Raw genomic sequence first — 24,090 nt, 5'->3', positions numbered from 1 at the left:
CCGGCAGGACGCCAATCGTCACAGGGTTTGGAGAATCAGCTTTCGTGCTTAGTGTTCATGGCCTCCCCATTAGGCCGGAAGCCGTTCCGTCTTGACCAGCAACCTCGTGTGAAAGGCGGCGCAGTCCGCGCCCCCTTTCGCTATCAGTCCAATGGCACATGCCAGATCAATGCGATCCTAGAAGGATGTGATCACGCTCCGGGCGATAGCGCCTTCCTTGAGTTGCTTGTAAGCATCATTGATCTCAGAGATGTTGATTTCGCGTGAGATGAGATCGTCCAGGTTGAGCTTTCCCTGTAGGTAAAGCTGAGCGTACATGGGGATGTCGTGCTTGATGTTCGATGATCCCATGTACACGCCGCGCAGATCGACCTGATTGGTCAGTAAATCAATCGTCACATTGACATCGATTGTCTTCGCCGGCGAATGTACGCCGATCAGATAGGCGCCGCCGCCCTTGCACGCCATCTTGATCGCCTGTTCCGATGTGGCCTTGATGCCGACCACCTCAAACGCATGGTCGACCCCGCCTTCGATCAACATGCGCACCGCCTCCACGCTGTCACCAGCCGATGCATCGATGAAGTCGGTCGCACCGAAGCGACGCGCCAGTTCTTCCTTCTTCGGTTGCATGTCGATGGCGACAATCCGTGACGCCCCGGCCAGCTTCGCTCCGGATATGACGTTAAGGCCCACACCGCCGATGCCGATTACCGCCACCGTATCGCCGGGACGCACGGCTGCGGTGTTGATGGCGGCGCCGGCGCCCGTGATGGTGCCGCAACCCAGCAGCGATGCCTGCGCAAAGGGTAGTTCCCTGGGTACCAGAGCCAGTTGGTTCTCATGCACCAGCGCCCGCTCGGCGAAGGCCCCGGTTCCGAACACCTGCGTGACGCCATCTCCGTCCCGAGTCAGTCGATGCGCATGGTCAGGATCATCCCGGAGCGTTTCTTCAGGATGGGTGCATTGATAGGTGCGGCCGCCGATACAGGCGCGGCAATGGCCGCAAAACTGGATCAACGACCCCACGACATGATCGCCAGCCGCGAATTCCCGCACCTCCGGACCGATGGCGAGGACGATCCCAGCCAGTTCATGCCCCAGCACGGCGGGCAGCGGGACACCGAAATCCTGCTCGGCGAAATGCAGGTCCGAATGGCACAGGCCCGATGCCTTGACCTCGACCAGAACTTCCCGCCCGCGCGGCGCGTCGATCTCGATCTCCTCGATCTGGAAGGTGCCATCGAGGCTGTTGAGAATGGCTGCTTTCATGATGTTCTCCTGGTCGGGTTCAAGCGGGATGAGAGGGGGTCAGGCAATCGACGATGCGACGCATGTCATCGATCCGTTCCATGTCACGGCAAAGCCCGACAAGCATGTCCAGGTTGTCCGCTGGTAGCTGGACGGCGGCGAAAGGGGCGCAGCGGCGCAGCTTGCCCGCCAAATCGTCCCAGGTCATCGGATTGCGCGTATGTCCCTTCACATAAGGGGTGACATGGGTGAAACGGCGTCCGTCGGAGAGTGTGATTGCGACCGTGAAGCCCTCGAACTGATCGGCATGATCGGGATCGGCGACGATATGCACCCGTCGCATCAGTTCGCGCCGCTCCGCATTCATGATCCGGTCGGGGTGCAAATCCTCAAGGAAGAAGCCACCGGTCATCGCGGCAGCGGCAATCGTATAAGGTGCGCTGAACATTGCCTCCGGCACGGAGCGCGGGTTCCATTTCACCGCCGCCGGCTCGAATGTCATGCGTGCGCCCGTACTGCCGACGCAGTCGATGCGATCGATATCGCGCCAGTCCAGTCCCTCGCCTTGCATGATAGCAACCGTGCTGGCTATGAAGCTGTGGGTAAATTTGCACGCGGAATAGGGCTTCATCGACAGCCCTTCGGCCAACTGCCAGCGGGTCCCCAGATCCTCGGTCAGCAATTCGGGCCGCACATCGTCCCACGCGACATGTCGCAATATGCCACTCGGCACACCCTGGAATATGCCGCGCGGCGCCGTCACACCGCGGCGGGTCAGCAGTACCGCCTTTACCGCCGTATCCCCGGCAAAGCTGTGCTGCACGCGCGCCATCTGCGTACCTTCAGAATATTTATTATATTCCGACATGCCATGGACGGTATAGGCCATACCTAACGCATTCCATGTTTCGTCGGCATCCAGGCCCAGGATACGCGCCACCGAAGCGGTCGCGCAGAGCGGCCCGTTCCATTCGCCGGGCATGCCCCATGTCGTGTGGTAGCGCACAAGGTTCAGCGCTGCGCTGGCGCGCACGCCGACTTCAGCGCCTGTGACATAGGCGGTTACAAAGTCCTTTCCGCTGACCGGCCCGTCTGCAATGCCCAGCACCGACAGCATGGCGGGCACATTCCATTCCGTCACATGACCGCCGGTTTCATGCACATCGCCCATATCGATCGCGCGCGCCATTACGCCATTGCCAAAAGCAGCCATGGGAGCGGGTACCTGGTGCCCGTGTATCAGGACGGTGGCTTGCGGCGCGCCGCCCCACTCGGCGACCTGATCGGCAATGGCGGGGCTGACTTCCCAACCGGAACCCGCCACAGTGACCGCCAGCGTATCGAGGATCGCACGCTTGGCAAGATCGATCACCGGCGCGGGAATGTCCTGATAGCGTGTCTCAGCCACCATCTTCGCCAAAGGTCCGGCGGGATCATGCTCGGGCAGGACAGGATTCTCGTGCTTCATGATGCCATCATCGCAGGGATGTCGGGCAAATCCTGCCCGTCCGGGTCCAGGCCGGTAGCCGCGAACCATGTTCGCTCACGTATCGATTGTGCCGCACCATAAGCCAGCACAGCGTCTCGTGCGGCGGGCGCCAATTCGACCTTGCCGTCTTCGCCGAGGATAATCCGGTCGATCAGGCCGCCAAGGACCAGGATACCATGCTCGACCGCGGCCAAATCCCGCTTGTCGACCGCCTTCCCCGCCTCGATCGCCGCGCCCAGTTCCTCCACATAAAAAGGGTCGACCGAGGGCCGCATCGCCTCTGCCAGCGCCACCATGGCATCGAACGATCCCCCTTCGAATGCGGCCGCCCAGCGCCATTGCTCGCCAATCATACGCAGATGGCCGATACAAAGGCCGATCTGATCCTTCGCAAGCCGTTCGCGCGGGCCGAGCGCCGGCAGGACCACTTGTTCCAGTGACTTGACGATGTTGGCAATGCGCAGGTCAATGCTTGGCAGCATGGCTCAGTCCTTCCTGATCAGCTGGACGATGTGGTGAAGGAAGACAGCGCCAGCCGATCCCAGCCAGGTCAGCACCACTTCCTGATGATTATTGCTGGCGGCAGCCGCCCGCATCGCCTGTCCCAGGTCCATGACCGCGCATTTGTAGGCGTTGAGTACCTCGTAGTAGCGAAGCCTGGTCGGATCGATGACATTGCCGGACGCTGCCTCATACTGGGTAATGAAATCTTCGCGCGGCAGCAGACCACTGACCAGAAAGACACCGTCATCTCCCCAGGCGCCGAACAGCTTCTGCATGGTCCAGGCGATATCCTCGTGAAAGTCACCGATATGAGCCAGTTCCCAGTCCAGCACGGCTGTGAACCGTCCGCTCGGCTCCTCGAACAGGAAGTTTCCCATGCGCAGATCGCCATGGACCAGCATCGGGGAATCGCACGGGGGTGCATTTTCACGCAGCCAGCGCTCCGCCAGCGTTACGACGGGCACCGGCTCCACCAGGCAATCCCACCATACCTGCGACCACCAGTTGACCTGCCAGATCGCCGCCTGGTTACTGTTGGGGCGCGGTGCGTCGAAATAGCGCAGGTTTGCGCTTGCCCAGTCGAACCGGTGGGTCGTCGCCAGCGCATCGACATATTGGGGCGCGAGCCGATCAATGAGCGCGCCCAACCGACCGCCCATGCCCGACACGCCGGCGCTACCGCCCTCGCTGGGTTGGGTCACTCCGCCGACAAAACCAAGGATCACCGCAGGCTGTCCCAACAGGTCTCCATCGGCATCGAACCAGCGCACGGATGCCACCGGCATATGCTCGCCCATGACCATCTGGATCTCGCCCTCCCGACCGCGACAGGTCTGGGCGATCGCCTCCAACGGGTCCATGCGCAGAACCAGTCGCTCACCTGTGCGGTCGCCCCGATGCGTGAGGGTAAAGGCGAACTGCTCTTTCGACGCGCCTCCGGACATGCGCTCGACGTCGGTGACGGCAACGCCTCTCAGGTTCTTCGCAGCAAAAAACCCTTCCAGCATGGCCGTGACCTGGACATCGGATTTCGGCCGATAGGGGCCGGTGTCACGGAGGCGAACGGTACGTTCCAGTACGTGGCGGATCCGCGGCTCCATTTCGGAGCGGTCCCAGATATCAACGTCATCGCGGGCTGCGAGCGGCGTCCGCATGGTGGCGTTCTCCTTCACCATGCAAAGCGCTGGACATAGGGTGTCGCGAATTTCAGATAGTCGCGATTCCAGCAGAACTCGCACCAGCCGGTGCCTTCCTCGCCATCAATTGTCACGATGACGACGGACTCGTTCAGCAGCACGACCGGGTCGAGATCCAGCTGATACTTGGCGAATGCCTTGCAATCGACGAAGACCGATCGCCCGTCCGTATCCGTAACGGTCACGCGGAGGCGATCGTGCATCATATCGGCATCGAAATCGATGTCGTAATCGACGCTCGCCACATGGCGCATAACACCGTCCTTGTAGAGATATCCCCGCGTCTCAACCTTGCCGAAGGACATCATCTCGAAAAAATGGACTGACACGCTCGGCGTCGTCGCATGAATCCACTTGTAGTGCTGGTTGAGCCCCCAGACACGCGGCCCCCAGCTATGGTCCCGGATCATGAAGTCGTTGAGTGGATAGTCGCGCCCATCGACGCGCAAATTGCCCTGAATGATGCCATGCTGTTCGGTGCGATCATCACCGTAGTAGGGCGGGTTGCCCTTGGGGTGCGAACTGAACGCATAGGGGGGATGGATCGCCTTCCACTGGCCTTCGAACTGGATACGGTCCCCGACCCAACCCAGGTCTATCGTCTTGAACGGCTCGCGCACTGCCATGAGCAGCGGACCGAAACGCCAGTCGTCAAAGTCCATGTCCGGTGGCACCATCAGCTCCACCTCTTCCTCGATCGGCGCCTCGAAGGCGGGGCCGAACAGGTGAAGACGCCCCTTGGCATGGCCGTTGGCGCGTACAGTGGGATAGTAGAAGCCGGCGATGCCATATTGCGGCAGTACGAACTGGTGCGTCGCCGATTCCCGACCATCGTCCGCCAGCTTGTGACGATAAGCATGCTCGACAGGGAAGGCGGCAAATTCTTTCGTGATTTCCGGCATCTCTGGGTTCCTCTCCTTATTTCATTTTCCCCGGCCGCAGGCGTCAGTCCGCCCCTGCGAAAATCTCCGCAATGGCGGGCAGCTCGTCCCGATCGGGATCGAGGTGATTTGCTTTGAACCACGTCCGCTCACGCCGTGCGTGGCGCAGCCCATAAGCGAGCACCGCATCGGACGCCGCCTGGCTGAGCGGTGCATGATCCTCGCCCCCCAAAATGACCGCATCGACGGCGTTTCCGAGATCGATATTGGCCTGTTCGAGCGCAGCGATATTGACGCGGTCACACGCCTCCGCAGCAGCCAGCGCGTTCTCGAGCCGGGGTCCGAGCAATTCAGGAGCATCGGGCAGAAGTTGGCGCGCCAGCCCGGCCAGATCGTCGAGGCTCACCTGTTCGTAGCGCAGGGCGGATTTCCACTGCTCGCCTATCATCCCCAGGTGACCGGCCACCAGCATCGCCTGATCCCGCGCCTGCCGCTGTTCGCGAGGCAACGCAGGCAGGATCACCTGTTCCAGTGCCTTGATCATGTTGGCGATGCGCAGGTCGATATTGGGTAGCATGGATCAAGCCTCCCTGATCAGCGTGACGAGTTGCTCGAGGAAGACAGCCCCGGCCGAGCCGAGCCATGTCAGGATAATATCCTGGTGGTTGTTGCTCTGCGTCGCGGCGCGCATCGCTTGGCCGAGGTCGATGACCGCGCACTTGTAAGCGTTCAGCACCTCATAATAGCGCAGCTTCACCGGATCGATGCGATTGCCGGAAGCGTCCTCATAGGCGCGAAAAAAGTCCCCGCGCGGAATGAGGCCGCAGACAAGGAAGTCGCCATCCTCCGTCCATGTCCCGAACAGCCGCTGAATGGCCCAGGCGATATCTTCATGGAAATCGCCGATGTGGGCGAGCTCCCAGTCGAGGACAGCGGTGAATTTTCCGCTCGGTTCCTCGAACATGAAATTGCCCAGCCGCAGATCGCTATGTGTCATCACGGGATGTTCGCACACCGGCGCATTCTCGCGCAGCCAGCGTTCGACGTAGGTCAGCAACGCCACAGGCTGAACCACGCCATCCCACCAGACCTGTGACCACCAGTTGACCTGCCAGATCGCCGCCTGCCGCGTGCCGGGTTGAGGCGCGGCATAGAAGGAAAGGTCAGCCGCCCGCCAGTCGAAGCGGTGCACCTGCGCCAGTGCGTCGATAAACTGGGGTGTCAGTTTCGCCGACCAATCGTCATAGCGTGTTCCGATGCCAGAAAAGCCATGGCCGGTGCCCTGCGTGGGTTCGGTGACGCCGAGCACGAAGCCCAGGATGATCGCGGGCTGGCCCAATATCTCTCCGTCGGCATCAACGCTGCGTACTGACGCAACCGGCAATATATCGACGAATGCCTGGTGGATTTGCGCCTCGCGGCCGCGGCAGGTCTGCGAGATCGCCTCCAGCGGGTCCATGCGCAGGACAAGGCGTTCGCCCGTCTCATCCTCGCCGTGACGCAAGGTGAAAGCAAATTGCTCCTTCGAGGCCCCCCCAGCCAGGCGGAACACGTCGGAGATGGCGACCGCCTCCAGTCCCTCGGCCGTGAAGTAGCGTGTGAGCATGGCGATCACTTCTTCATCCGTCTTCGCGGCATAGGGGCCTTTCGCGCGATTGCGCACCGTCCGGTCGAGAATCTCCCGGATACGCGGCTCCATGTCGTCGCGGTTCCAGATGTCGATGCCGTCCACGACGGGCGAGTGGAGAATGTCGCTCATGTCAGTTGCCATTGCCTTCCCAGGGGAAACGGAAACCGCTCTCCCCCATCCCGTAGCCAATGGTCCCGTCACTCAGCCGGTATTCCATCATCTGTTCGACCATCACGAAGGTGTCGAAGGGGAATTGCCAGCGAAACAGCGGCTGGGCCGTAAATTCCCACAGACGATCGTCCTCGTCCCATACTTTCCAATGGACATGCCGGAAGCCCATCTCGTCGGCCTCATACTCGATAACTTCCTCGACCTTGCCGATATGATGCCAGCGTTCGCCGTCGTGCAGGATCTTCTGATAGCTGTCGCCATGTTCGGTGATGGCATGGACAGCGACGCAGGACATGCCATTGTCGAAGATCGGCCAAGCCAGGCGATAATGCTGTACGCCTGCCCAGTTACGCGGACCGCAACTGATGTCGCGGAAACCCGCATCATTGATCTCGATGATATCGCCGCCGCGCACACGAACCGTGCCGGTCACGTCGCAGGGGCCCTCCAGGTGGATAAAGGCCAGCTCGCGGGCGATCGCATCGTCGCTGCCCTCGCTCGGCACGATGCTATCGCCCATCGCGAAGCGCTGATCCCACAAGAGGTCGACGCCGAAATCCTCGGTGTCTATCGTGATCCGGCAGGCCTGGAGAGGCTGGACGGCTTCCAGCCGCACACCCGCAACGGTCACTCCGCCCTCGGGACGATCACTCGTATAAGGGAGGTGCATGTTCAGCCGAGTGAAAAGCGGCTTTCCATCTTTGAAGAATATAGCAAAACCGTTGGTTTCAGCCATATTCTCCATGAAGCCGAAGCGGATGAACCCGCCCAGCTTCGCCTTGCGATCGTAGAAATTGAAATAATAGCTTTGGCTCCACTTCGGGATCGCCGGATTCGGTATGTGACGTTCGCAGTTTTCAGTCATATATGCGGTGGTCAGTTCGGTCATCATACCCTCATTTCTTGCCGGGACGGTGCGGTCGCCATGAAGACGGCCGCACCCTGATCAGTTGAAATTGAAGCCAAACGTTATGCCGTAGGTCGCCGGCCGTCCCGCGAAGCGTGCAGAGCTGTCGTTGGCGGGAATTACGTTCGTCCAGTAATATTCATTGAAGATATTCTTGCCCCACAGGCTCACGCGCCAGCGATCGCCGTCGGAAACATAGCCGACGCGTGCATCCACGGTCGCGTAGCCATCGATCTTGTAGATGTAGTCAACACCCGGCTTCAGGATCGTGGCGGGCGAAGCCGGGAAGGTTATTCGGCGACCGCCCAGCGTCGCGTCGGACGCGCTGCGGCCGGTTACCGTGAAGCCGATGAACGGCGATCCGCCATTGGGCATGCGAACCTTGTAATCGACATTAAGCGAACCGGACCATTTCGGCGTGAAGGGCAGCGGATCCCCCCGGAAATTATCGGTCGCACCGATGACGTTGAGGCCGTCGTAGCGCTGCACCTTGGAATCCAGGAAGGTGCCGGCGGCCGTTATAGTGAGTCCGTCTGTCGGCCGCAGCGTCAGATCTGCCTCGGCGCCCTGAATGCGGGACTTGGGAACATTGACGAGAACATCCAGAATGCCAAAGATCGGGTCGGTGGTCTTGCCGCGTATCTGCTTGTCGCGATAGTCATAGTAGAAAGCAGCGAAGTTCAACCCGACCTTGCGATCGAACAATTGCGTCTTCACCCCGGCTTCATAGGCCGTAACCGATTCCTGCGTCACTGGAGCCAGGGCCGCGTAGGTCGCCGCAGCCAGGCTCGGGAACGAACCCGCCTTATAGCCACGCGAGGCATTAGCGTAAATCAGGGTCTGCGGCGTCACCTGATAGTCGATGCCCGCGCGCCAGGAGACATTGTCTTCCTTCAGCGTCCGTACATAGGGCTCGCCCGGCGTGTTGGTCTCGTTCAGCGTATAACAGTCGGTCTGCCCGATAGGCGTAAAGGGCACGGAACTCAGCAACGATCCCAGCAGGTTGAACAGGTCTGCCACATGCCCATCGCCAGGCGAATAGCCGCAGATGTTCACATTGTTGCGGCTCTGCGTATAGCGGGCTGCGGCTTTGAGCGTCAATTCCTCGGTCAGCTTGTACTCGGCATTGCCGAAGAAGGCGTAATTCTCGATCTTTTGTTTGTTGGTGACCCCGCTCGCATTGATGTACAGATTGTTTGGATTGTAATTGGTGCTGTCGATATAGCGCAGGATCTGATTTTCGAAGGTCGTGCTCTTTTCGTAGTTTGCGCCCAATATCCAGCGGAATGTACCGGTCTGGTCGTTGGCCAGGCGCAGTTCCTGGTTGAAAGACCGGATATACCCATCATTCTTCTCGAGATCGAAGATGATCAGGTTCATACCGTCGCCGTCGGTTACCTGATTCTGCTTATAGTCGTCATAGGACGTGATCGACGTCAGCGTCAGATTGTCGGTCAGGTCGAAGTCGCTGCGCAGCGCCGCTTGAAAGAATTTCCTGTCTGCGCGCGGGCGCAGGTCGCCCGTCGACCAATCCGCCGTGCGGGCGTTGTCGCGCGGGAAGGGATAATTCAGCAGAGCGGGCGAGGCATAGGCGGGGATTTGGCCAAATTTCAGCACCAGTTGCTGTGCCTGCGGGTCCGACTTGTCCCGCCACCCATTAACGTTAAGCGCGAAGCGGATCGTGTCGGTCGGATCCCAGTCGAGCAGCAGGCGGCCAGCATAGTAATTCTGCTCGCCGAGCTTGTCGTCGCGCGTGTAACTTTTCTGCCAATCATCCGAATGCAAAGCCGTTCCAGCCAGGCGGAAACGCAGGTTCGGCGTGATCGGACCGCTGACGAAGGCATTACCCTCGATCTGGTTGAAACGGCCATAGCTGATGTCACCGCCAGCCTCGAAGCTGTTAGTGGGCTTGGCCGCGATATAGTTGATCGCGCCCCCCGTGCTGTTCTGGCCGAACAACGTCCCCTGCGGCCCCTTGAGAACTTCGACCCGCTCGAGGTCGAAAGCGGTGTGGCTGGCCATCACCGGGAATGGCAGCGGCGTTTGATCAAGATAGACGCTGACGGCCGGATAGACGCCTAGCGAACTCTCATTGAAGCCCACGCCGCGCAGCGTGAAAATCGGCGTATTGGCGGTACTCGATGCGAAGGCAAGGCCGGGAACCACACTCGCGATATCCTCGAGCGAGGTGACCTTGCGATCCTGCAACGCTTCGCCTGAGACGGCGGTGATGCTAAGGCCCACCTTATTGATGTTTTCCTGCCGCTTGTTGGCAGTGACGACAATATCGGCAGCATCGCTGGTATCGATTTGCGTTGCAGCAGACTGCGGCTGTTGCGCAAGCGCAGGTGAGGCCGCAAGCAGGCAGGCAAGACTTGCCGATCCAAGTAGCACGTTATATTTAGTTTTCATGATCCCCTCCAAATTAATATTGTTATTCTCTATTAGGGTCTAAACACTCTGGTATCTGCATCTCTTATATTTTTTGAGAACCAGGCGCGTTTTAACCTGCGCCAGATCGCCAAAAGGCGCGGCACGGCGTCAATCCATTAGATTAAAGACAGAGAAGTGCAGGTGCCCCTGCGCTATTGCTTCCAGGCTTTCGCTCTGGGATGAACTGATCCGCTGGGCCATGCGGACCGACAATATCGTTTCACCTGCCCAATCATCGGCTTGAGGCGGAAAGGTCTCAAGCGGAGCTTTGCTTGCAGCCGGGAGATTGCCGCGACATGGAAGCAAGCCACCGTAGCAATCTGCGATGGGGAGGGAATTGCGCTCGGTGACGGCAAACCCCGCCAACCGACCGTCGTCACAACGTCGCCATGAGACTACCCCCTCTGCCTTGTCGCTTGCGGACAATTACGTATTGGATGTTGCAGTTACTTTAGTCGTGACGTGCAAAAAGCGTCAAATATAAATCGGTCTAACCATTGTACGATTTCTGAACCCTCATTGTTTTTAACTTATTGATATTAATGTATAAATTACATCGCATCCCTGAAACTGAATATCGAGTTGATGTTTGAATAGGCACCGAACACGGGTGCGCGCGAGTCTCAGCGTTGGAATTGACAGTGCAGACGGTTTCGGGAAAGGCGGCTGTGATGCTGCAGCACCTTAGTCAGGCTCGAAGCGAGTGTTGGATCGCATCGGAGACGTTCATAACCTCGCAACCAAGTTCGTAGCCTTCCAAGCGTTGGACGGTTCGAGAGATCGTCCATCGCGCTGAGAAATCAACAGCCCGTGCTCCCTAATCAACCGGGGAGAGCCTGACGCCGCGCGACAAGAAAAAACCCCTGGGCAAGCGCTGCGCTCGCCAGCAGGGCTATCGCGGCCGCCCTCCCGGGATTGGAACCCAAACTGACCGACGCAGCAGCTGCGGCGCCCACGACCATCTGGAAGAAGCCATAAAGTCCTGAGGCGGATCCGGCCATGTCTGGCTTGATCGCGGTAGCCTGGGCGAGCGCGGCGGGCCCAGCCAACCCAACGCCACACGTGTAGAAAAACATGAGCGCCGTAACGACAATTGCGGATGCCAGATCGAACATCATCACAATGCACAGCGCGCTCGCAAAGAGCGCGCAGAGCGAGTGGCCCAGGACCAGGAGGCGCTGCGTCGGCGATGCCGATGCCAGACGGGACGCGAGGAAGCTGCCGACCCAGGCGCCCATGACAACGATCCCAAGGCACGCACCCGTCACCCGTGCCGACTGGCCAAACTGATGTTGATAGAGGAAAGGCGCGGCAGCTATGAACGCATACCAGCTCGTCGTCACACATCCACCGCCCAGCGCATATCCCAGAAAAGCGCGCGATCGCGCGAGCGCCGCATAATGTAGGACGATATTCCCTCGCTGCGCGCCCGCCCTGTTCGTTTCCTGTAGCAGGATAAGCACGGAGAGAAAGGCGACAATCCCCAACAGCGCGAGCACGAGAAGAACGGCGCGCCATCCAAAGGCCGTCGCCACAACGCCGCCGATCAGGGGACCGATTCCTGGACCGATAAGGATCGCGAGGTTAAGGCGAGCCAGATCGCGAGCCGCCTGGGAATTCATGCTCACATCGCGGACGATGGCCCGAGCGATCACCATGCCGGAGCATCCGCCAAGCGCCTGCGCAAGGCGCGCCGCGATCAGGACATCGGAGGATCCGGCCATCGCCGCCGCCACGCCAGATACTGTATAGAGAAAGATGCCCCCGAGCAGTACCGGCCGCCTGCCGAAACGATCAGCCATGGGACCATGGACCAGCTGGCCTACAGCAAGCGCCCACACATAGACGCTGATACTGAGCTGCAACTGCACGGGCGTTGCCCTGAGATCCGCCACCGCCAGAGCCAACGCGGGCGCGAAGATATGGATACCGAGCGTCCCGCACAGCGTGATCGTTCCGAGCAGCCAGAGTGGTGGGCGGGACTTTTGCTCGCCTTCAGCAGTCGATGAAGTAACCATCTTATCCGGGGTCAATCGCCGCCGAGACGCAATCCCATCCGTTGCCCGCCACTACGGGCGACAGCCAGGATAGCGCTCCACCCCTTTGTTGCCAGCGGCGATCAGGCTGCGATCGAGCCGACATCCTCCGCGCTTTGGAGCGCTTCAAGCACACGCCGTGCCTGATTGACGGCGCCATCGCTCGCGATACCCACAAAGGCCCGGCCTGGCTCGTCATCGATCCGAAGCTGCTGCGCCGCGAGTGTTTCCTCGTCCTCGGTGATGGTGTCGAAAAACTGGTCGAACAGCACATCGGGGACGCCGCTTTCCTTGGACGCCGTCGTACAGATCGTCCAGAGATAATGGCTTGTCGTTTCAGTCTCGGGCGTGATGAAATGATTGTTGGCAAGCATGAAACCATTGTCGCGCTTGCCTTCATAAGCGCCCGTTCCAACGTCACAGCCGCCCGCGTTTACCCGGCAGGTCATGCCGATACCAGGCTCGAACCGCACTTCCTGCCAGCGATCGACGCGACCCTTGAAGCCACCTGCGTCGATATAGGATTTAGGCGGGACGGAATTGGGCATCTTGCGTAGCAGGGTCACCTTGCGACCGTCGAACTCGACCTTCGTATCGGCGCCATAATGCTGCTCGGGATTACCGCCAATGGTCCGCGCATGAATATAGGGAACATGCGTCAGGTCCATGATGTTATCGATGATCAGCTGCCAGTTTGCCTTCACCGGGAAGTTGTATGGCCGCCACGTCCAGCTTGGGTCGTTATGCTCGGGGTTGTCGATGATAATATCGGGATCGGCCAGCGCGGCTTCTCCCATCCAGATCCAGATCAGATGATCCTTCTCGACAACTGGATAGGAGCGCACATTGGCGGCTGCGGGGATGCGGGACTGATTAGGAATACGGGTACAGGCGCCGCGCTTGTCGAACTCTACGCCATGATAGCAGCAGCGGATCACCTGCCCATCGACATGGCCCGCGCTCAGCGGCATAGCCCGGTGGCTGCACCGATCCTCGAGGGCAGCGATCTCACCATCCTCGGTACGAAATAGGGCCACCGGCCTGTCCAGAAAGCGCCGCCCAAGCACTTTGCCGGGGGCGACTTCATGCGCGAATGCAGCGACATACCAGGTATTGTAGATGAACATCCGACCTCTCCTCAGCCAGGCGAACGACTACCCGTATCCACGCACGCAGCCGTCTCCATTAAACTATTCCGGCACGATAGGATCACATGGTATCGATTTGCCAATCGCAATCCAATATCGCCATAAGAAAACAGGGACGAGATTTGAACATAGCTTCGCCCCCAGGGTTAGCGCAGATACAGCCCCCCATTCATATCGAGTGTGGCTCCCACGAAGAAACCGCCGCGATCCGACGCGAGCAACGCCGCGGCCGCGGCGATCTCGCTCACCGTCATGAACCGGCCGATCGGAACCTCCTCTTCAACCCGAGCGATCTGCTCAGGCGACAACCGCGCCTTCGCAGTGTCGATCGGTCCAGGTGCGATGGCGTTCACGGTTACGCCGGTTCCTGCCAGGTATCGCGCGAAATATTTGGTCAGCATGATCGCTCCGGCTTTTGAAGCGGCATAATGAGGCGACGCGACAGTCCCTCCATTCTGCCCTGCGAGTGAGGTGATGTTGACGATCCGGCCATATCCGCTTTCCCGCATATGCTCGGAAAAGATCTGACAGCTCAGGAACACGCTGCGCATATTGACCTGGACGATCGCGTCGAACTCTTCGGGTGTGATGTCCTGGGTGGGCGTCCGCTTGGCGAAACCTGCATTGTTGACAACGATATCAATCCGCCCCCATTCCGACGCGATACGGTCGCGGGCGGCAAGAAAATCTGCTTTCTCCCGGACATCGAGTTGTAGAGCGACGGCGCTTGCGCCGCTGGGATCGAGCGAGTCCGCGACTTCCTGGGCTACCGCCAGATCGACATCGCTCACAGCCACTCTGCCCCCACCCGCATGGATCTCCCGAGCAATCGCTTCCCCAACGCCTCGGCCGCCACCGGTGATGAGCGCCGTACGGCCATCGAAGGAGAAACTGCCATTTGCGGGAAGATCGAAGCTGTCGGCCATTGGTGGATCCTGAATAGGGATGAAAGAGTTGGGGAAGGACTCGCATCCTCCCCCGGGGCGAAGTGGACTTACGGTCGCACGGACAAAGTGACCCCGTATGTCCGCGGTGTGTTGGTGAAGATCTTCCAATAGGTGGTGCCATTGCCAGGCATCGCAAGGAAGGCGGTAATATCGTCGGCGTTGACGATCTGATAGTTGTTGGTGAGGTTCTTTCCCCATATGCCAAGCGTCCAGCGCCCATTGGCGGATTCATAGTTGAGACGGGCATTGAGTGTCCGCCCCTTCGTGTCGTTGTAGAGATTGTCGTAGAGGCGCAGAGTGTTCGCGTCGTCCGTGGATATGCGGCTGGAATAGTTGAAGTCTGCCTGAGGCGTCAGCTTCGCACCATTGCCCATCGACAGGTCATAGCTTGCGCCGATCGTGAAGCTGTCGCGCGGCGCAAACTTGGCCGGGTTGCCCGAATAGTCGAGATTGACCAGCGGGTCGCGCAACGACGTGTATTCGCCGATCAAATGGGTGTAATTGCCGGTGAGCCGCAGCCCGTCGACCGGACGCAGGACCGACTCGATTTCCCAGCCCTTCATCTTGAGCGTGCCATTATAGGTGTGGGCAATGCCGCCCGCGCCAGAAAAATTCTGGAGGTTCTTGGTCTTTTGCTGGAACAGTGCGACGTTGAAGTCGAGCATGTTGTGGAACAGCCGGGTCTTGGCGCCGATCTCGTAGTTTTGCGCCTTCTCCGGCTCGAGCGGTAGCGTCGGGTTGAGGTAGGCATTGTCGACAAAGCCGCCGGATTTGAAACCCTTCGCCCAGGTCGCGTAAATATTGACCTTGTCGACCGGCGCATATTTCAGCGTAACACGGGGCGTAAAAGCGTCCCAAGTCTTGCCGCCCGACGCAAACACCTCGCCAGGAAAGCCGAAACCGGGAATCGACCCTGCGTCGGTGGTCGAGAAAGCATGATAGTCGATCTTCTTGCGATCAGACGTATAGCGGCCACCGGCGACCAGGGACAATCGATCCGTTATCTCGAACGTGCCCTCGCCGAAGACCGCAATGCTTCGAATATTGCCATCCTGCACGCGTGTGATGTTGGTCACCTGGGGATTACGCCGCACAGTGGCATTCACTGCCGAACCCGGCAACGGACTATAGTAGAAGATGTTCGTCGTCGAAACGTCCGCCGACAGGAAGTAGGCGCCGACCACATAAGAAAAGCGGCCGGGCGCGGACGCGAAGCGGACTTCCTGCGTGAAGCTTCGGTTCTTGACCACCTGTCTGCGGTCGAAAACGGGCACGACGGTCGCGACCGGCACATCGTCGTTGATCGCGCGGCTGTCATTCATGCGATAGCCGGTTATGGACGTGAGCGTCCCGCCCAGCAGGTCAAGATCGCCGCGTAAATAGCCACCGCGCAGTCGCTGCCGATAGGGCGATCGAGCATAGTCGTTGTTCGTCCACTCGCTGTCATCATAGCTTCCAAAGGTGGCGGGAATCCGCTGGACACCGCCAACCCCCAGGCTGATGGCACCACCATTACCCTTCGTGAAGCTATAGTCGCCCGACAGAATGATCTTCAGCGTGTCTGTCGGCTCGAACAGAAGCTTGCCGCGCATGGCATAGCCATCGGTCTTCCCATAGCTGCCGGATTGATTGGGCGTGTCGATAAGTCCATCGGAACTCTCGGTACTGAAGGCGAAACGCGCCGCAATCTTATCGTCCACCAGTGTGCCGTTGACCATGCCCTCTGTGCGGATGAAGCCGCCATTTCCGCCTGTGACCTGGAAGAAATAGTCATCCTTGAAGGCGGGATTGTTGGTGATGACCGCAATTGCGCCGCCCACGACATTTCGCCCGAACAATGTTCCTTGCGGCCCGCGAAGCACTTCGACACGGTCGGTATCGAAGAAGTTGGCGTTGAGGTCGTTGTTGAAGACATAGTAGACGTCGTCCATGAAATAGGCGACGGGCGTGTCCAGTGTGGCGGTACGGAACGTGGAGACATTGCCACGGATCGCGACAATCGATAGCGACTTGTCTGAAGTGTTGATGGTAATTCCCGGCATTTGCTGCGTGAGTGCCGTCGGACTGAAAACCTGGCTATTGCGCAGCGCCTCGCCGCCGAAGGCCGCGATCGAAAAGGGCACTTCCCGGACGGTCGATTCGCGCCGCTGCGCCGTGACGATGATGTCGCCCGCCACCTGCTCCTGCTGCGCATTGTCCTGTTGTTGATCATCTGCGGACGTTTGAGCCGCAGCAGGTCCATAAATACCAGCAAGCATGACGCCTGCGAGCGCGGAATAAAGCTTGTGATTGAAAGGCATTGCCGAGCATCTCCCCTGTGTGTGTGGGCGATTTTTCGCCTTGGGTCACGGGGTAAGACAGCAAGTTGAAGCAAGCGGCAATAGCTACGTCCCGGTTTTTGAATGGTACGACCAAGTTCCGATTAGAGGCAGCCAGAGACGCGGGCTATCCGATGATGATTGGAATTTCCGCGCCTCGCTGTGGCTTGAGATAAGGTCACTGCGCAAGCGTTCATCAAAACGTCAAGGAAGAGCCTGAATCATGCAATCGACAGACAGCGCAGATATGACCCGGGTAGGTCCCGGAACGGTGATGGGGACGTTCATGCGGCAATATTGGTTGCCGGCATGCCTTTCGTCGGAAGTGACGGCTGATGGCGATCCGGTTCGCCTGATGATCCTGTGCGAAAAGCTGATCGCTTTCCGCGACAGTTCGGGTCGGGTCGGCATCATGGACCATCGCTGCCCTCACCGCTGTGCCTCCTTGTTCATCGGTCGCAATGAGGAAAACGGCATCCGCTGCGTTTATCATGGCTGGAAGTTCGACGTCGACGGCAAGTGCGTCGATATGCCGTCCGTTCCCGCGCGCATGGATTTCAAGGAGAAGGTGCACGCCAAGGCCTACAAGACCTATGAGGCCAATGGCCTGATCTGGGTCTATATGGGTGAGAACCAGGCGGCCCCGCCGCCGCTCCCGGAAATCGAGGCGACGATGCACCCCGAAGCCGAGATCTGGTGTCTGCAGCGCGACTGCAACTGGCTTCAGGCGCTCGAGGGAGATATCGACACCAGCCATGTCGGCTTCCTCCACGTCGGCGGCATCGAAGCAGACGATCTCGAACCTGACCATCCGATGCGCCCGACTGTGCTCAACCGCGCACCGGAATATGAAGTCGCCCAGTCCGACTGGGGCGTCATGTATGGCGGCTACCGTCCGAACGATGATGGCCAGATGAGCTGGCGCATTGCCCATTATATGTTCCCCTTCTGGACGCAGACGCCCAATAACCGCTTCGTCAGCCGCGCCATCGCCCGCGCATGGGTGCCGATGGACGATGAGCATTCGATGCTTTTCGACATCACCTGCGGCGTGGACGCCGGCAACCCCGCCTACAACTCAACGCTCAAGGACGGCACGCCGCTCTTCGACCAGATCAGCTATGCGCCCAACACGACCGACTGGTTCGGCCGCTGGCGTTCGACCGACAGCGAAGCCAATGACTGGGCGATCGATCGGGAATCGCAGCGCAACGGCCATCAGTTCACCGGCATCCCCAATATCACGATGCAGGATCAGGCCGTGACCGAAAGCATGGGTCCGATCACCGACCACAGCTTCGAGAACCTCGCGCCCACCGACCAGATGATCGCGCGTGTCCGCCGCCGGGTTCTTCTGGCTGCCCGCGCGTTTGCCAATAAGGGCACGGTGCCGCCGGGTATCGAAAATCCCGACGTCTTCTACAAGGCACGCGCCGGCTCCTTCCTGCACGATCCGAACGATACGCTCGCCGGAGCGTACCAGGCTGCGCTCGCCAAGGCCGTGCGTTGGCCGGTCAATGAGATCGAGGCTGCGGAATAGGCTTTAAACGGGACCGGCTATCCATGACCGGTCCCAATCCTTCATCAATATATCAGGAACAGGTGACGGTACGAGTTGGGCAAGGTCTGCGCGTCGATCAATGGCGTCTCAGACTTATTGCCACTGCGCGCTACGCACCAAGAGGAGAGGTAGATGCGCGTAAAGCTTCGCAATATCCGCTGGGAAGCGGAAGGTATCAACAGTTACATCCTGGAGCCTTTGCCGGGCGAAAAGCTTCCCGCCTTCACTGCGGGCGCACATATCGATCTGCAGCTCGCCCCTGGCCTCGCGCGCAGCTACTCGCTCGTCAACGATCCCGCCATCCATAGCTATTACGAGATTGCGGTGCATCATACGATCGACAGCCGCGGCGGATCTCGCCACATTCATGAGAAATGGCGGGTCGGCGAGATACTGGAAATCTCGGAACCCAAGAATAACTTCCCGCTTGAGGAATCGGCAGCGCACACCGTGCTGATCGGTGGCGGTATCGGCATAACGCCGATGTTGTCGATGGTCTCCCGCCTCGAGGCCCTGGGCCGCAGCTGGGAACTGCACTATGTCGCCGCGGTTCCCGAACGGGCGGCCTATGTCGATCGCGTGGAGAATTTCCCGCAGGCGCACATCGTGTTCGATTCGATCCCTGGTGGGCAACGTCTCGATCTGCGCGCGATCTGCGACGCTGCCCCCGCCGATGCCCATCTTTACTGCTGCGGTCCGTCGGGCATGCTGGATGCGTTCGTCGCGGTGAACGCAGCGCGGCCGAAGGGCCACGCCCATATCGAGTATTTCTCGGCCGACACGGAAGTTGCGACCGATGGCGGCTATACGTTGGAACTGACAAAAAGCGGCAAGACCATCACCGTCGAGGAGGGTGAGACCATGCTCGACGCACTGCTAAGTGCCGGTGTGGATATTGGTTTTGCCTGCGCCGAGGGGGTTTGCGGCACCTGCCAGGTCAAGGTGCTGGATGGCATTCCAGATCATCGTGATCATTTCCTGACCGACGAGGAGAAGGCGGCCAATACGTCGATCATGGTCTGCTGCTCGGGATCGAAAACGCCCACCCTGGTGCTCGACATCTAGCATCCGGCAAGAGGCCAGGGATAGGTGGCCGATGAATGATAAAAAGGGGCAATGATCCCCACTGAGGAGAAGCCGTTGGCAGGTATCGCAATGAGACAGGAGGGAGAGGGCATGCTCGATGCATTGCCCCTGTCCTCATATCAGATTTGGGCGGTCCTGATGATCGCTGCGACCGTCATACTTGACGGTCTCGACAACCAAATGCTTGGTCTTGCGGCCCCCTCATTGCTCAAGGAGTGGGGCATCAGCCGCGATGCCCTTGGCTTTGTCTTCGCCCTGGGATTTGTTGGCATGGGTATCGGCACGCTGACCTCCGGCGCGATTGGTGATCGGTTCGGGCGACGCGGAGCCCTGCTGATTGGCGTCGCGATTTTCGGCGTCGCGACGCTCGCCACGGGCTTTTCCATCGAACTATGGCATGTCGCCCTCCTCAAGACGATAGCCGGTGTCGGCCTGGGAGGCGTTCCCGGCACGGCGAGCGCCATGATCGCTGAATTCACGCCGGCGCGGTGGCGCAGCGTGGCCGTTACCTTCGGGGTAGTCTGTGTGTCGATCGGCGGCATATTGGGCGGTGTCGCCGCAGCGGCGATATTGCCGGTGCTGGGATGGCGCTGGCTGTTTTATCTGGGTGGCATCATCACCCTCGCCTTCGTCACTCTTCTCTGGTTCATCCTGCCGGAATCCCCGCGTTACCTCGCCCAGCGCCCGGACCGCCGCGTCGAGCTCGACGCCATCCTGCGTCGCATCCGGCATCCCGACCCGGCGGCCGTGCAGCCACCCGGCCGTGGCGGGCAGGCGCCGCACGCTCCGTTCAGCGCTCTTCTTAGGGGTGCATTGCTGCGGGACAGCCTTGCCCTCTCGCTGGCGATGTTCTCGGGCATGTTCATGATCTACCTGATGTTCAACTGGGCACCCACGATGCTGTTCAGCGCGGGCTTCGGTCTCCAGACCGCGAGCCTGGGCCTCACCAGCTTCAACGTCGGCGGCACAATCGGCGCGATGTTTGCCTCTCTTGCAATCATCCGGCTCGGCTCGCGTCCCACGCTTATCTTCATGGCAGTCATTGGCGCGGTTGTTTGCGCCGTCCTCGCCCTGCTCCCCATCGAAGGCGGGCGGAACGAGCCCGCCGTCCTCGCCAGCCTCGGCGCTCTCGGCCTTTTCGCCAGCGCCGCACAGTCGGCCATGTTCGCGGTCGGAGCACATGCCTTCCCCACCGCCGTGCGTGCCCGGGGGCTGGGCCTGATGGGTGCTGCGGGACGTGCAGGCGCGATCGTCAGCGCGGTGGCCGGCGCCAGCCTGATCGGCGGCGGCAATCTGGGTTTCTTCGGCGTCCTCTCCGGCCTGATGCTGGTCAACGCCATTGGTTTCATCACCGTGCGGGGCCATGTCCCCCGTCTCGGCCGGCAGGACGCAAACGCATGAGTGACTTCGACTATATCGTAATCGGCTCAGGTTCAGCCGGCAGCCTGATGGCGAACCGCCTGTCAGCCGACCCAGCCATTCGCGTCGCCCTGATCGAGGCGGGACCATCGGACAGGAAGTGGCCGGTGAACCTGAAGACCGCGATGCCCGTCGGCAATATCTTCCTGCTGCCGCATGAGAAATATAACTGGAAACAGCAGCTCAGCGGCAACGCTGCAATTGGTAACCGGCAGATCAATTTTCCACGCGGAAAGCTGTTCGGAGGCTGCAGCGCGATCAATGGCGGTGTCTATATCCGGGGCCAGAAGGCGGATTATGACGCCTGGGAACAGGCCGGCAATACCGGTTGGTCCTATGACACTGTGCTGCCCGCCTTCAAGGCGGTCGAGAATTACCATGAAGGTGACAAGCCCTGGCACGGCAAGGGCGGCGAACTCGATGTCGAGAAACCGCGCTCCTTCAATCCAATCGCCGCCGCTATCGTCGACGCGGCGGTTGAAGCCGGCCATCATCGCAACGATGATTTTGCAGGCGAAAGACAGGACGGCTTTGGCCGCTACGATCTCAACCAGCGAAACGGCACGCGTCTCTCCAGCGCGCGCGCTTTCCTTCATCCTGCCCTGCACCGGCCCAATCTGACCGTCATGGCCGACACGCTGGTCCGCCGCATCCTCTTCGACCGCGGCCGCGCAACTGGCCTCGAGATCGAGCAGAGCGGTACGCGGAGCACGATCTCAGCGCGCCGTGAAATTGTCCTGTGCGCTGGCGCCATCAATTCGCCGCAGCTGCTCCTGCTCTCGGGCGTCGGGCCCGAAGAGCATCTGCGCGAGATGGGGATCAAGCCTGTTCATCACCTTCCGGGGGTGGGCGCGCATCTGCAGGATCATCCCACCGTTCATGTCGCAATGGAAAATCCTTCGGGCGAATCCTATGCGGTTTCGCCCAAGGCTCTTCCCCGCATCCTTGCCAGCCCTTTCAGGTATCTGGCGAAGCGGGAAGGCATGTTGGCCTCCAACGTCGCGGAATGCGGCGGCTTCCTCTGCACCGATGGATCCGGGCGCCCCGACATCCAGATTACCTTCCTGGTCGGGCTGAAGCTCGACGCGCGATCAGTCCCGCGGCGGCACGGCTATATGGGCCTCATACAGCTGTTGCGCCCCAAAAGTGCGGGATCTGTCCGCCTGGCGAGCAACAGGCCGGAGGACAAACCGGTTATCGACCCCAATTTCTTCGCCGACCCCTATGACATGAAAACGCTGATCGCCGGCTTCCGCGAGGCGCGACGCATCTTCGCCCAGCCCGCCCTCGCCGCCATGACCGGCAATGAGATCGAGCCGGGTGCGCAACATCAAAGCGATGCAGAGATCGATGCGGCGCTGCGCAAGATCGTCAATACCGCCTATCATCCCACGGGCACGTGCAAGATGGGCCCCGACAGCGATCCAATGGCCGTGGTCGATGGCCGGCTACGGGTCCGCGGCGTCGCCGGCCTGCGCGTCGTCGATGCCTCTGTCATGCCCGAGATCATAAGCGGCAATACCAGTGCGCCGACCATGATGATCGCTGAGCGCGCCGCCCGCTTCATCCTCGAAGATGCCGTTCAATCGAACATAGCCGCCTGAACCAGAACAGGAGAGCCCCATGCATATGATGACCATTCCTCCCCGCCCCGCCCTGCTCGACACACCCGAACAGGATATGCTGATCGGTGGCCAGCGCGTCCCTGCCCTTTCGGGAAAGAGGTTCGAGACGCGCAACCCTGCGACCGGTGACCTGCTTGCGATGGTGGCGCACGGTTGCGCGGAAGATGTCGATCGCGCCGTCAAGGTCGCTCGCGCCGCACTCACTGGCCCGTGGGCCCGCATGAAGGGCGCAGAGCGTCAGCGCATCATGCTGCGGCTCGCCGACCTCGTCGAGCAGCATTACGATGAGCTCGCCATGCTCGACACGCTGGACCTGGGTGCGCCCTACAGCCGTACCGTGCTCGGAAAGGTGCGCGCTGGCGCGCTGCTGCGCTACTATGCCGGTCAGGCGACGCTGATTTCAGGCGAAACGCTGGACAATTCGGCGCCGGGCGACGTGCTTTCACATACGCTCAAGGAGCCGATTGGCGTGGTCGCTGCAATCAATCCCTGGAATGGTCCGATCGGCATGTCGGTTTGGAAAGCCGGTCCGGTGTTGGCGTCCGGCTGTACGCTGGTCATGAAGCCGGCAGAGCAAACGCCGCTTTCGGCGCTCCGCTTCGGCGAATTGTGCCTTGAAGCGGGGGTCCCCGAGGGCGTCATTAACATCGTGACGGGAAAGGGCGACGCCGGCGCCGCCCTTTCCGCTCATCCTGGTGTCGACAAGATCGCGTTCACCGGCTCGACCGGCGTGGGCGAGAAAATCCTGCTCGCGGCCGCGCCTACCATGAAGCGTGTGAGCGTGGAACTGGGCGGCAAGTCCCCCAACATCGTTTTCGCAGATGCGGACCTCGACAAGGCGGTGCCGGCAGCGGCCATGGCCGTGTTCGCCAATTCAGGGCAGATATGTTCGGCTGGCACCCGCCTCTATGTCCACTCCTCGATCCGCGAAGAATTCATGGAGCGCCTCGCCGCGTTCACGAAGACGATGAAGGTCGGCGATCCTCTGGACCCGCAGACACAGATCGGGCCGGTTGTCTCAGGCCCTCAGATGGAAAAGATCCTCGGCTTCATGGAAGGCGCTGTAGCTGAAGGCGCAAGTGCCTTGGTCGGCGGCGCGCGTCTTTCGGGCACCGGCTATGACGGTGGGTATTTCATCCAACCTACCATCTTCGACAATGTGTCGGACACGATGACGATCGCGCGCGAGGAGATTTTCGGTCCGGTCCTTGCAAGCTTCAGCTTCGATACGATCGAAGAAGTTCTGGAGCGCGCCAATGCAACCGAGTTCGGTCTTGGCAGTGGTGTGTGGACGCGCGACCTTGCCACAGCGCATCGCATGGCTCGCGGCATTCGCGCCGGATCTGTATGGGTCAATTGCTATCAGGTGCTTGATCCAGGCGTACCTTTTGGCGGCTACGGCATGAGCGGCTTCGGCCGGGAGTCAGGCCCGCATCATATCGAGGAGTATCTCGAGACCAAGGCCGTCTGGATCAAGCTGGACTAAAC

The 24,090-nt window shown here is 60.3% G+C and carries 18 protein-coding genes; 5 read left to right on the top strand and 13 right to left on the bottom strand.

What is annotated here, in order from left to right:
• Positions 1 to 177: 177 nt before the first annotated feature.
• The 13 genes from ATN00_RS07700 to ATN00_RS07640 all read right to left on the bottom strand — a co-directional run bounded on the left by ATN00_RS07700 (position 178) and on the right by ATN00_RS07640 (position 16,770).
• On the bottom strand, positions 178 to 1,272 hold the full coding sequence (locus ATN00_RS07700; RefSeq protein WP_062063665.1) for a Zn-dependent alcohol dehydrogenase: 1,095 nt from the start codon (positions 1,270 to 1,272) through the stop codon (positions 178 to 180).
• A gap of 19 nt (positions 1,273 to 1,291) precedes the next feature.
• On the bottom strand, positions 1,292 to 2,719 hold the full coding sequence (locus ATN00_RS07695; protein ID WP_062063663.1) for an MmgE/PrpD family protein: 1,428 nt from the start codon (positions 2,717 to 2,719) through the stop codon (positions 1,292 to 1,294).
• Positions 2,716 to 3,222 (bottom strand): hypothetical protein, encoded by a 507-nt coding sequence (locus ATN00_RS07690; RefSeq protein ID WP_062063661.1) that lies wholly within the window; start codon positions 3,220 to 3,222, stop codon positions 2,716 to 2,718. The genes ATN00_RS07695 and ATN00_RS07690 overlap by 4 nt, the downstream gene beginning before the upstream one ends.
• A 3-nt stretch (positions 3,223 to 3,225) precedes the next feature.
• Positions 3,226 to 4,398, bottom strand: coding sequence for a phosphotransferase family protein (locus tag ATN00_RS07685; RefSeq protein WP_231746419.1), 1,173 nt, complete (start codon positions 4,396 to 4,398; stop codon positions 3,226 to 3,228).
• Positions 4,399 to 4,412: 14 nt separating this feature from the next.
• A complete protein-coding gene (locus ATN00_RS07680; protein WP_062063657.1) occupies positions 4,413 to 5,342 on the bottom strand; it encodes a DUF7064 domain-containing protein in 930 nt (309 codons plus the stop codon).
• Between the two features lie 43 nt (positions 5,343 to 5,385).
• A complete protein-coding gene (locus ATN00_RS07675) occupies positions 5,386 to 5,898 on the bottom strand; it encodes a hypothetical protein (protein ID WP_062063655.1) in 513 nt (170 codons plus the stop codon).
• A gap of 3 nt (positions 5,899 to 5,901) precedes the next feature.
• Complete coding sequence (locus ATN00_RS07670; RefSeq protein ID WP_062063653.1) at positions 5,902 to 7,080, bottom strand: phosphotransferase family protein; 1,179 nt, start codon at positions 7,078 to 7,080, stop codon at positions 5,902 to 5,904.
• Between the two features lies 1 nt (position 7,081).
• Positions 7,082 to 8,014, bottom strand: coding sequence for a DUF7064 domain-containing protein (locus ATN00_RS07665; protein WP_062063651.1), 933 nt, complete (start codon positions 8,012 to 8,014; stop codon positions 7,082 to 7,084).
• Between the two features lie 54 nt (positions 8,015 to 8,068).
• Positions 8,069 to 10,441, bottom strand: a complete 2,373-nt coding sequence (locus ATN00_RS07660; RefSeq protein ID WP_062063649.1) for a TonB-dependent receptor — start codon at positions 10,439 to 10,441, stop codon at positions 8,069 to 8,071.
• An 842-nt stretch (positions 10,442 to 11,283) separates the two neighbouring features.
• Positions 11,284 to 12,480, bottom strand: a complete 1,197-nt coding sequence (locus ATN00_RS07655) for a Bcr/CflA family efflux MFS transporter (protein ID WP_062063647.1) — start codon at positions 12,478 to 12,480, stop codon at positions 11,284 to 11,286.
• 101 nt (positions 12,481 to 12,581) lie between these two features.
• Positions 12,582 to 13,625 (bottom strand): aromatic ring-hydroxylating oxygenase subunit alpha, encoded by a 1,044-nt coding sequence (locus tag ATN00_RS07650; RefSeq protein WP_062063645.1) that lies wholly within the window; start codon positions 13,623 to 13,625, stop codon positions 12,582 to 12,584.
• A gap of 167 nt (positions 13,626 to 13,792) precedes the next feature.
• On the bottom strand, positions 13,793 to 14,572 hold the full coding sequence (locus ATN00_RS07645) for an SDR family NAD(P)-dependent oxidoreductase (RefSeq protein WP_062063643.1): 780 nt from the start codon (positions 14,570 to 14,572) through the stop codon (positions 13,793 to 13,795).
• A 68-nt stretch (positions 14,573 to 14,640) separates the two neighbouring features.
• A complete protein-coding gene (locus tag ATN00_RS07640; protein WP_231746418.1) occupies positions 14,641 to 16,770 on the bottom strand; it encodes a TonB-dependent receptor in 2,130 nt (709 codons plus the stop codon).
• A gap of 388 nt (positions 16,771 to 17,158) precedes the next feature.
• Between ATN00_RS07640 and ATN00_RS07635 the strand changes: the two genes are divergently transcribed.
• The 5 genes from ATN00_RS07635 (at position 17,159) to ATN00_RS07615 (ending at position 24,088) form a co-directional block, all read left to right on the top strand.
• Positions 17,159 to 18,451 carry a Rieske 2Fe-2S domain-containing protein gene (locus ATN00_RS07635; RefSeq protein WP_231746417.1) on the top strand — a complete coding sequence of 431 codons (1,293 nt, stop codon included), beginning with the start codon at positions 17,159 to 17,161 and terminating at the stop codon, positions 18,449 to 18,451.
• Positions 18,452 to 18,670: 219 nt separating this feature from the next.
• Positions 18,671 to 19,537 (top strand): PDR/VanB family oxidoreductase, encoded by an 867-nt coding sequence (locus tag ATN00_RS07630; RefSeq protein ID WP_231746416.1) that lies wholly within the window; start codon positions 18,671 to 18,673, stop codon positions 19,535 to 19,537.
• A gap of 111 nt (positions 19,538 to 19,648) precedes the next feature.
• Positions 19,649 to 20,959: an MFS transporter gene (locus ATN00_RS07625; RefSeq protein ID WP_062063637.1), complete on the top strand. Its 1,311-nt coding sequence runs from the start codon at positions 19,649 to 19,651 to the stop codon at positions 20,957 to 20,959.
• Entirely contained in the window at positions 20,956 to 22,581 is a 1,626-nt protein-coding gene (locus tag ATN00_RS07620) for a GMC family oxidoreductase (protein ID WP_062063635.1), read from the top strand. The genes ATN00_RS07625 and ATN00_RS07620 overlap by 4 nt, the downstream gene beginning before the upstream one ends.
• A 19-nt stretch (positions 22,582 to 22,600) precedes the next feature.
• Positions 22,601 to 24,088, top strand: coding sequence for an aldehyde dehydrogenase family protein (locus ATN00_RS07615; protein WP_156415241.1), 1,488 nt, complete (start codon positions 22,601 to 22,603; stop codon positions 24,086 to 24,088).
• The last annotated feature ends 2 nt before the right edge of the window (positions 24,089 to 24,090 follow it).

Source organism: Sphingobium baderi (assembly GCF_001456115.1).
GTDB classification, from domain to species: Bacteria; Pseudomonadota; Alphaproteobacteria; order Sphingomonadales; family Sphingomonadaceae; genus Sphingobium; species Sphingobium baderi_A.
This window is presented reverse-complemented; position numbering and strand designations above follow the sequence as displayed.

Coding starts and splice junctions, on each gene's coding strand:
- ATN00_RS07700 (WP_062063665.1), bottom strand. CDS start 1,272: ATGAAAGCAGCCATTCTCAACAGCCTCGATGGCACCTTCCAGATCGAG.
- ATN00_RS07695 (WP_062063663.1), bottom strand. CDS start 2,719: ATGAAGCACGAGAATCCTGTCCTGCCCGAGCATGATCCCGCCGGACCT.
- ATN00_RS07690 (WP_062063661.1), bottom strand. CDS start 3,222: ATGCTGCCAAGCATTGACCTGCGCATTGCCAACATCGTCAAGTCACTG.
- ATN00_RS07685 (WP_231746419.1), bottom strand. CDS start 4,398: ATGCGGACGCCGCTCGCAGCCCGCGATGACGTTGATATCTGGGACCGC.
- ATN00_RS07680 (WP_062063657.1), bottom strand. CDS start 5,342: ATGCCGGAAATCACGAAAGAATTTGCCGCCTTCCCTGTCGAGCATGCT.
- ATN00_RS07675 (WP_062063655.1), bottom strand. CDS start 5,898: ATGCTACCCAATATCGACCTGCGCATCGCCAACATGATCAAGGCACTG.
- ATN00_RS07670 (WP_062063653.1), bottom strand. CDS start 7,080: ATGAGCGACATTCTCCACTCGCCCGTCGTGGACGGCATCGACATCTGG.
- ATN00_RS07665 (WP_062063651.1), bottom strand. CDS start 8,014: ATGATGACCGAACTGACCACCGCATATATGACTGAAAACTGCGAACGT.
- ATN00_RS07660 (WP_062063649.1), bottom strand. CDS start 10,441: ATGAAAACTAAATATAACGTGCTACTTGGATCGGCAAGTCTTGCCTGC.
- ATN00_RS07655 (WP_062063647.1), bottom strand. CDS start 12,480: ATGGTTACTTCATCGACTGCTGAAGGCGAGCAAAAGTCCCGCCCACCA.
- ATN00_RS07650 (WP_062063645.1), bottom strand. CDS start 13,625: ATGTTCATCTACAATACCTGGTATGTCGCTGCATTCGCGCATGAAGTC.
- ATN00_RS07645 (WP_062063643.1), bottom strand. CDS start 14,572: ATGGCCGACAGCTTCGATCTTCCCGCAAATGGCAGTTTCTCCTTCGAT.
- ATN00_RS07635 (WP_231746417.1), top strand. CDS start 17,159: ATGACCCGGGTAGGTCCCGGAACGGTGATGGGGACGTTCATGCGGCAA.
- ATN00_RS07625 (WP_062063637.1), top strand. CDS start 19,649: ATGCTCGATGCATTGCCCCTGTCCTCATATCAGATTTGGGCGGTCCTG.
- ATN00_RS07620 (WP_062063635.1), top strand. CDS start 20,956: ATGAGTGACTTCGACTATATCGTAATCGGCTCAGGTTCAGCCGGCAGC.
- ATN00_RS07615 (WP_156415241.1), top strand. CDS start 22,601: ATGCATATGATGACCATTCCTCCCCGCCCCGCCCTGCTCGACACACCC.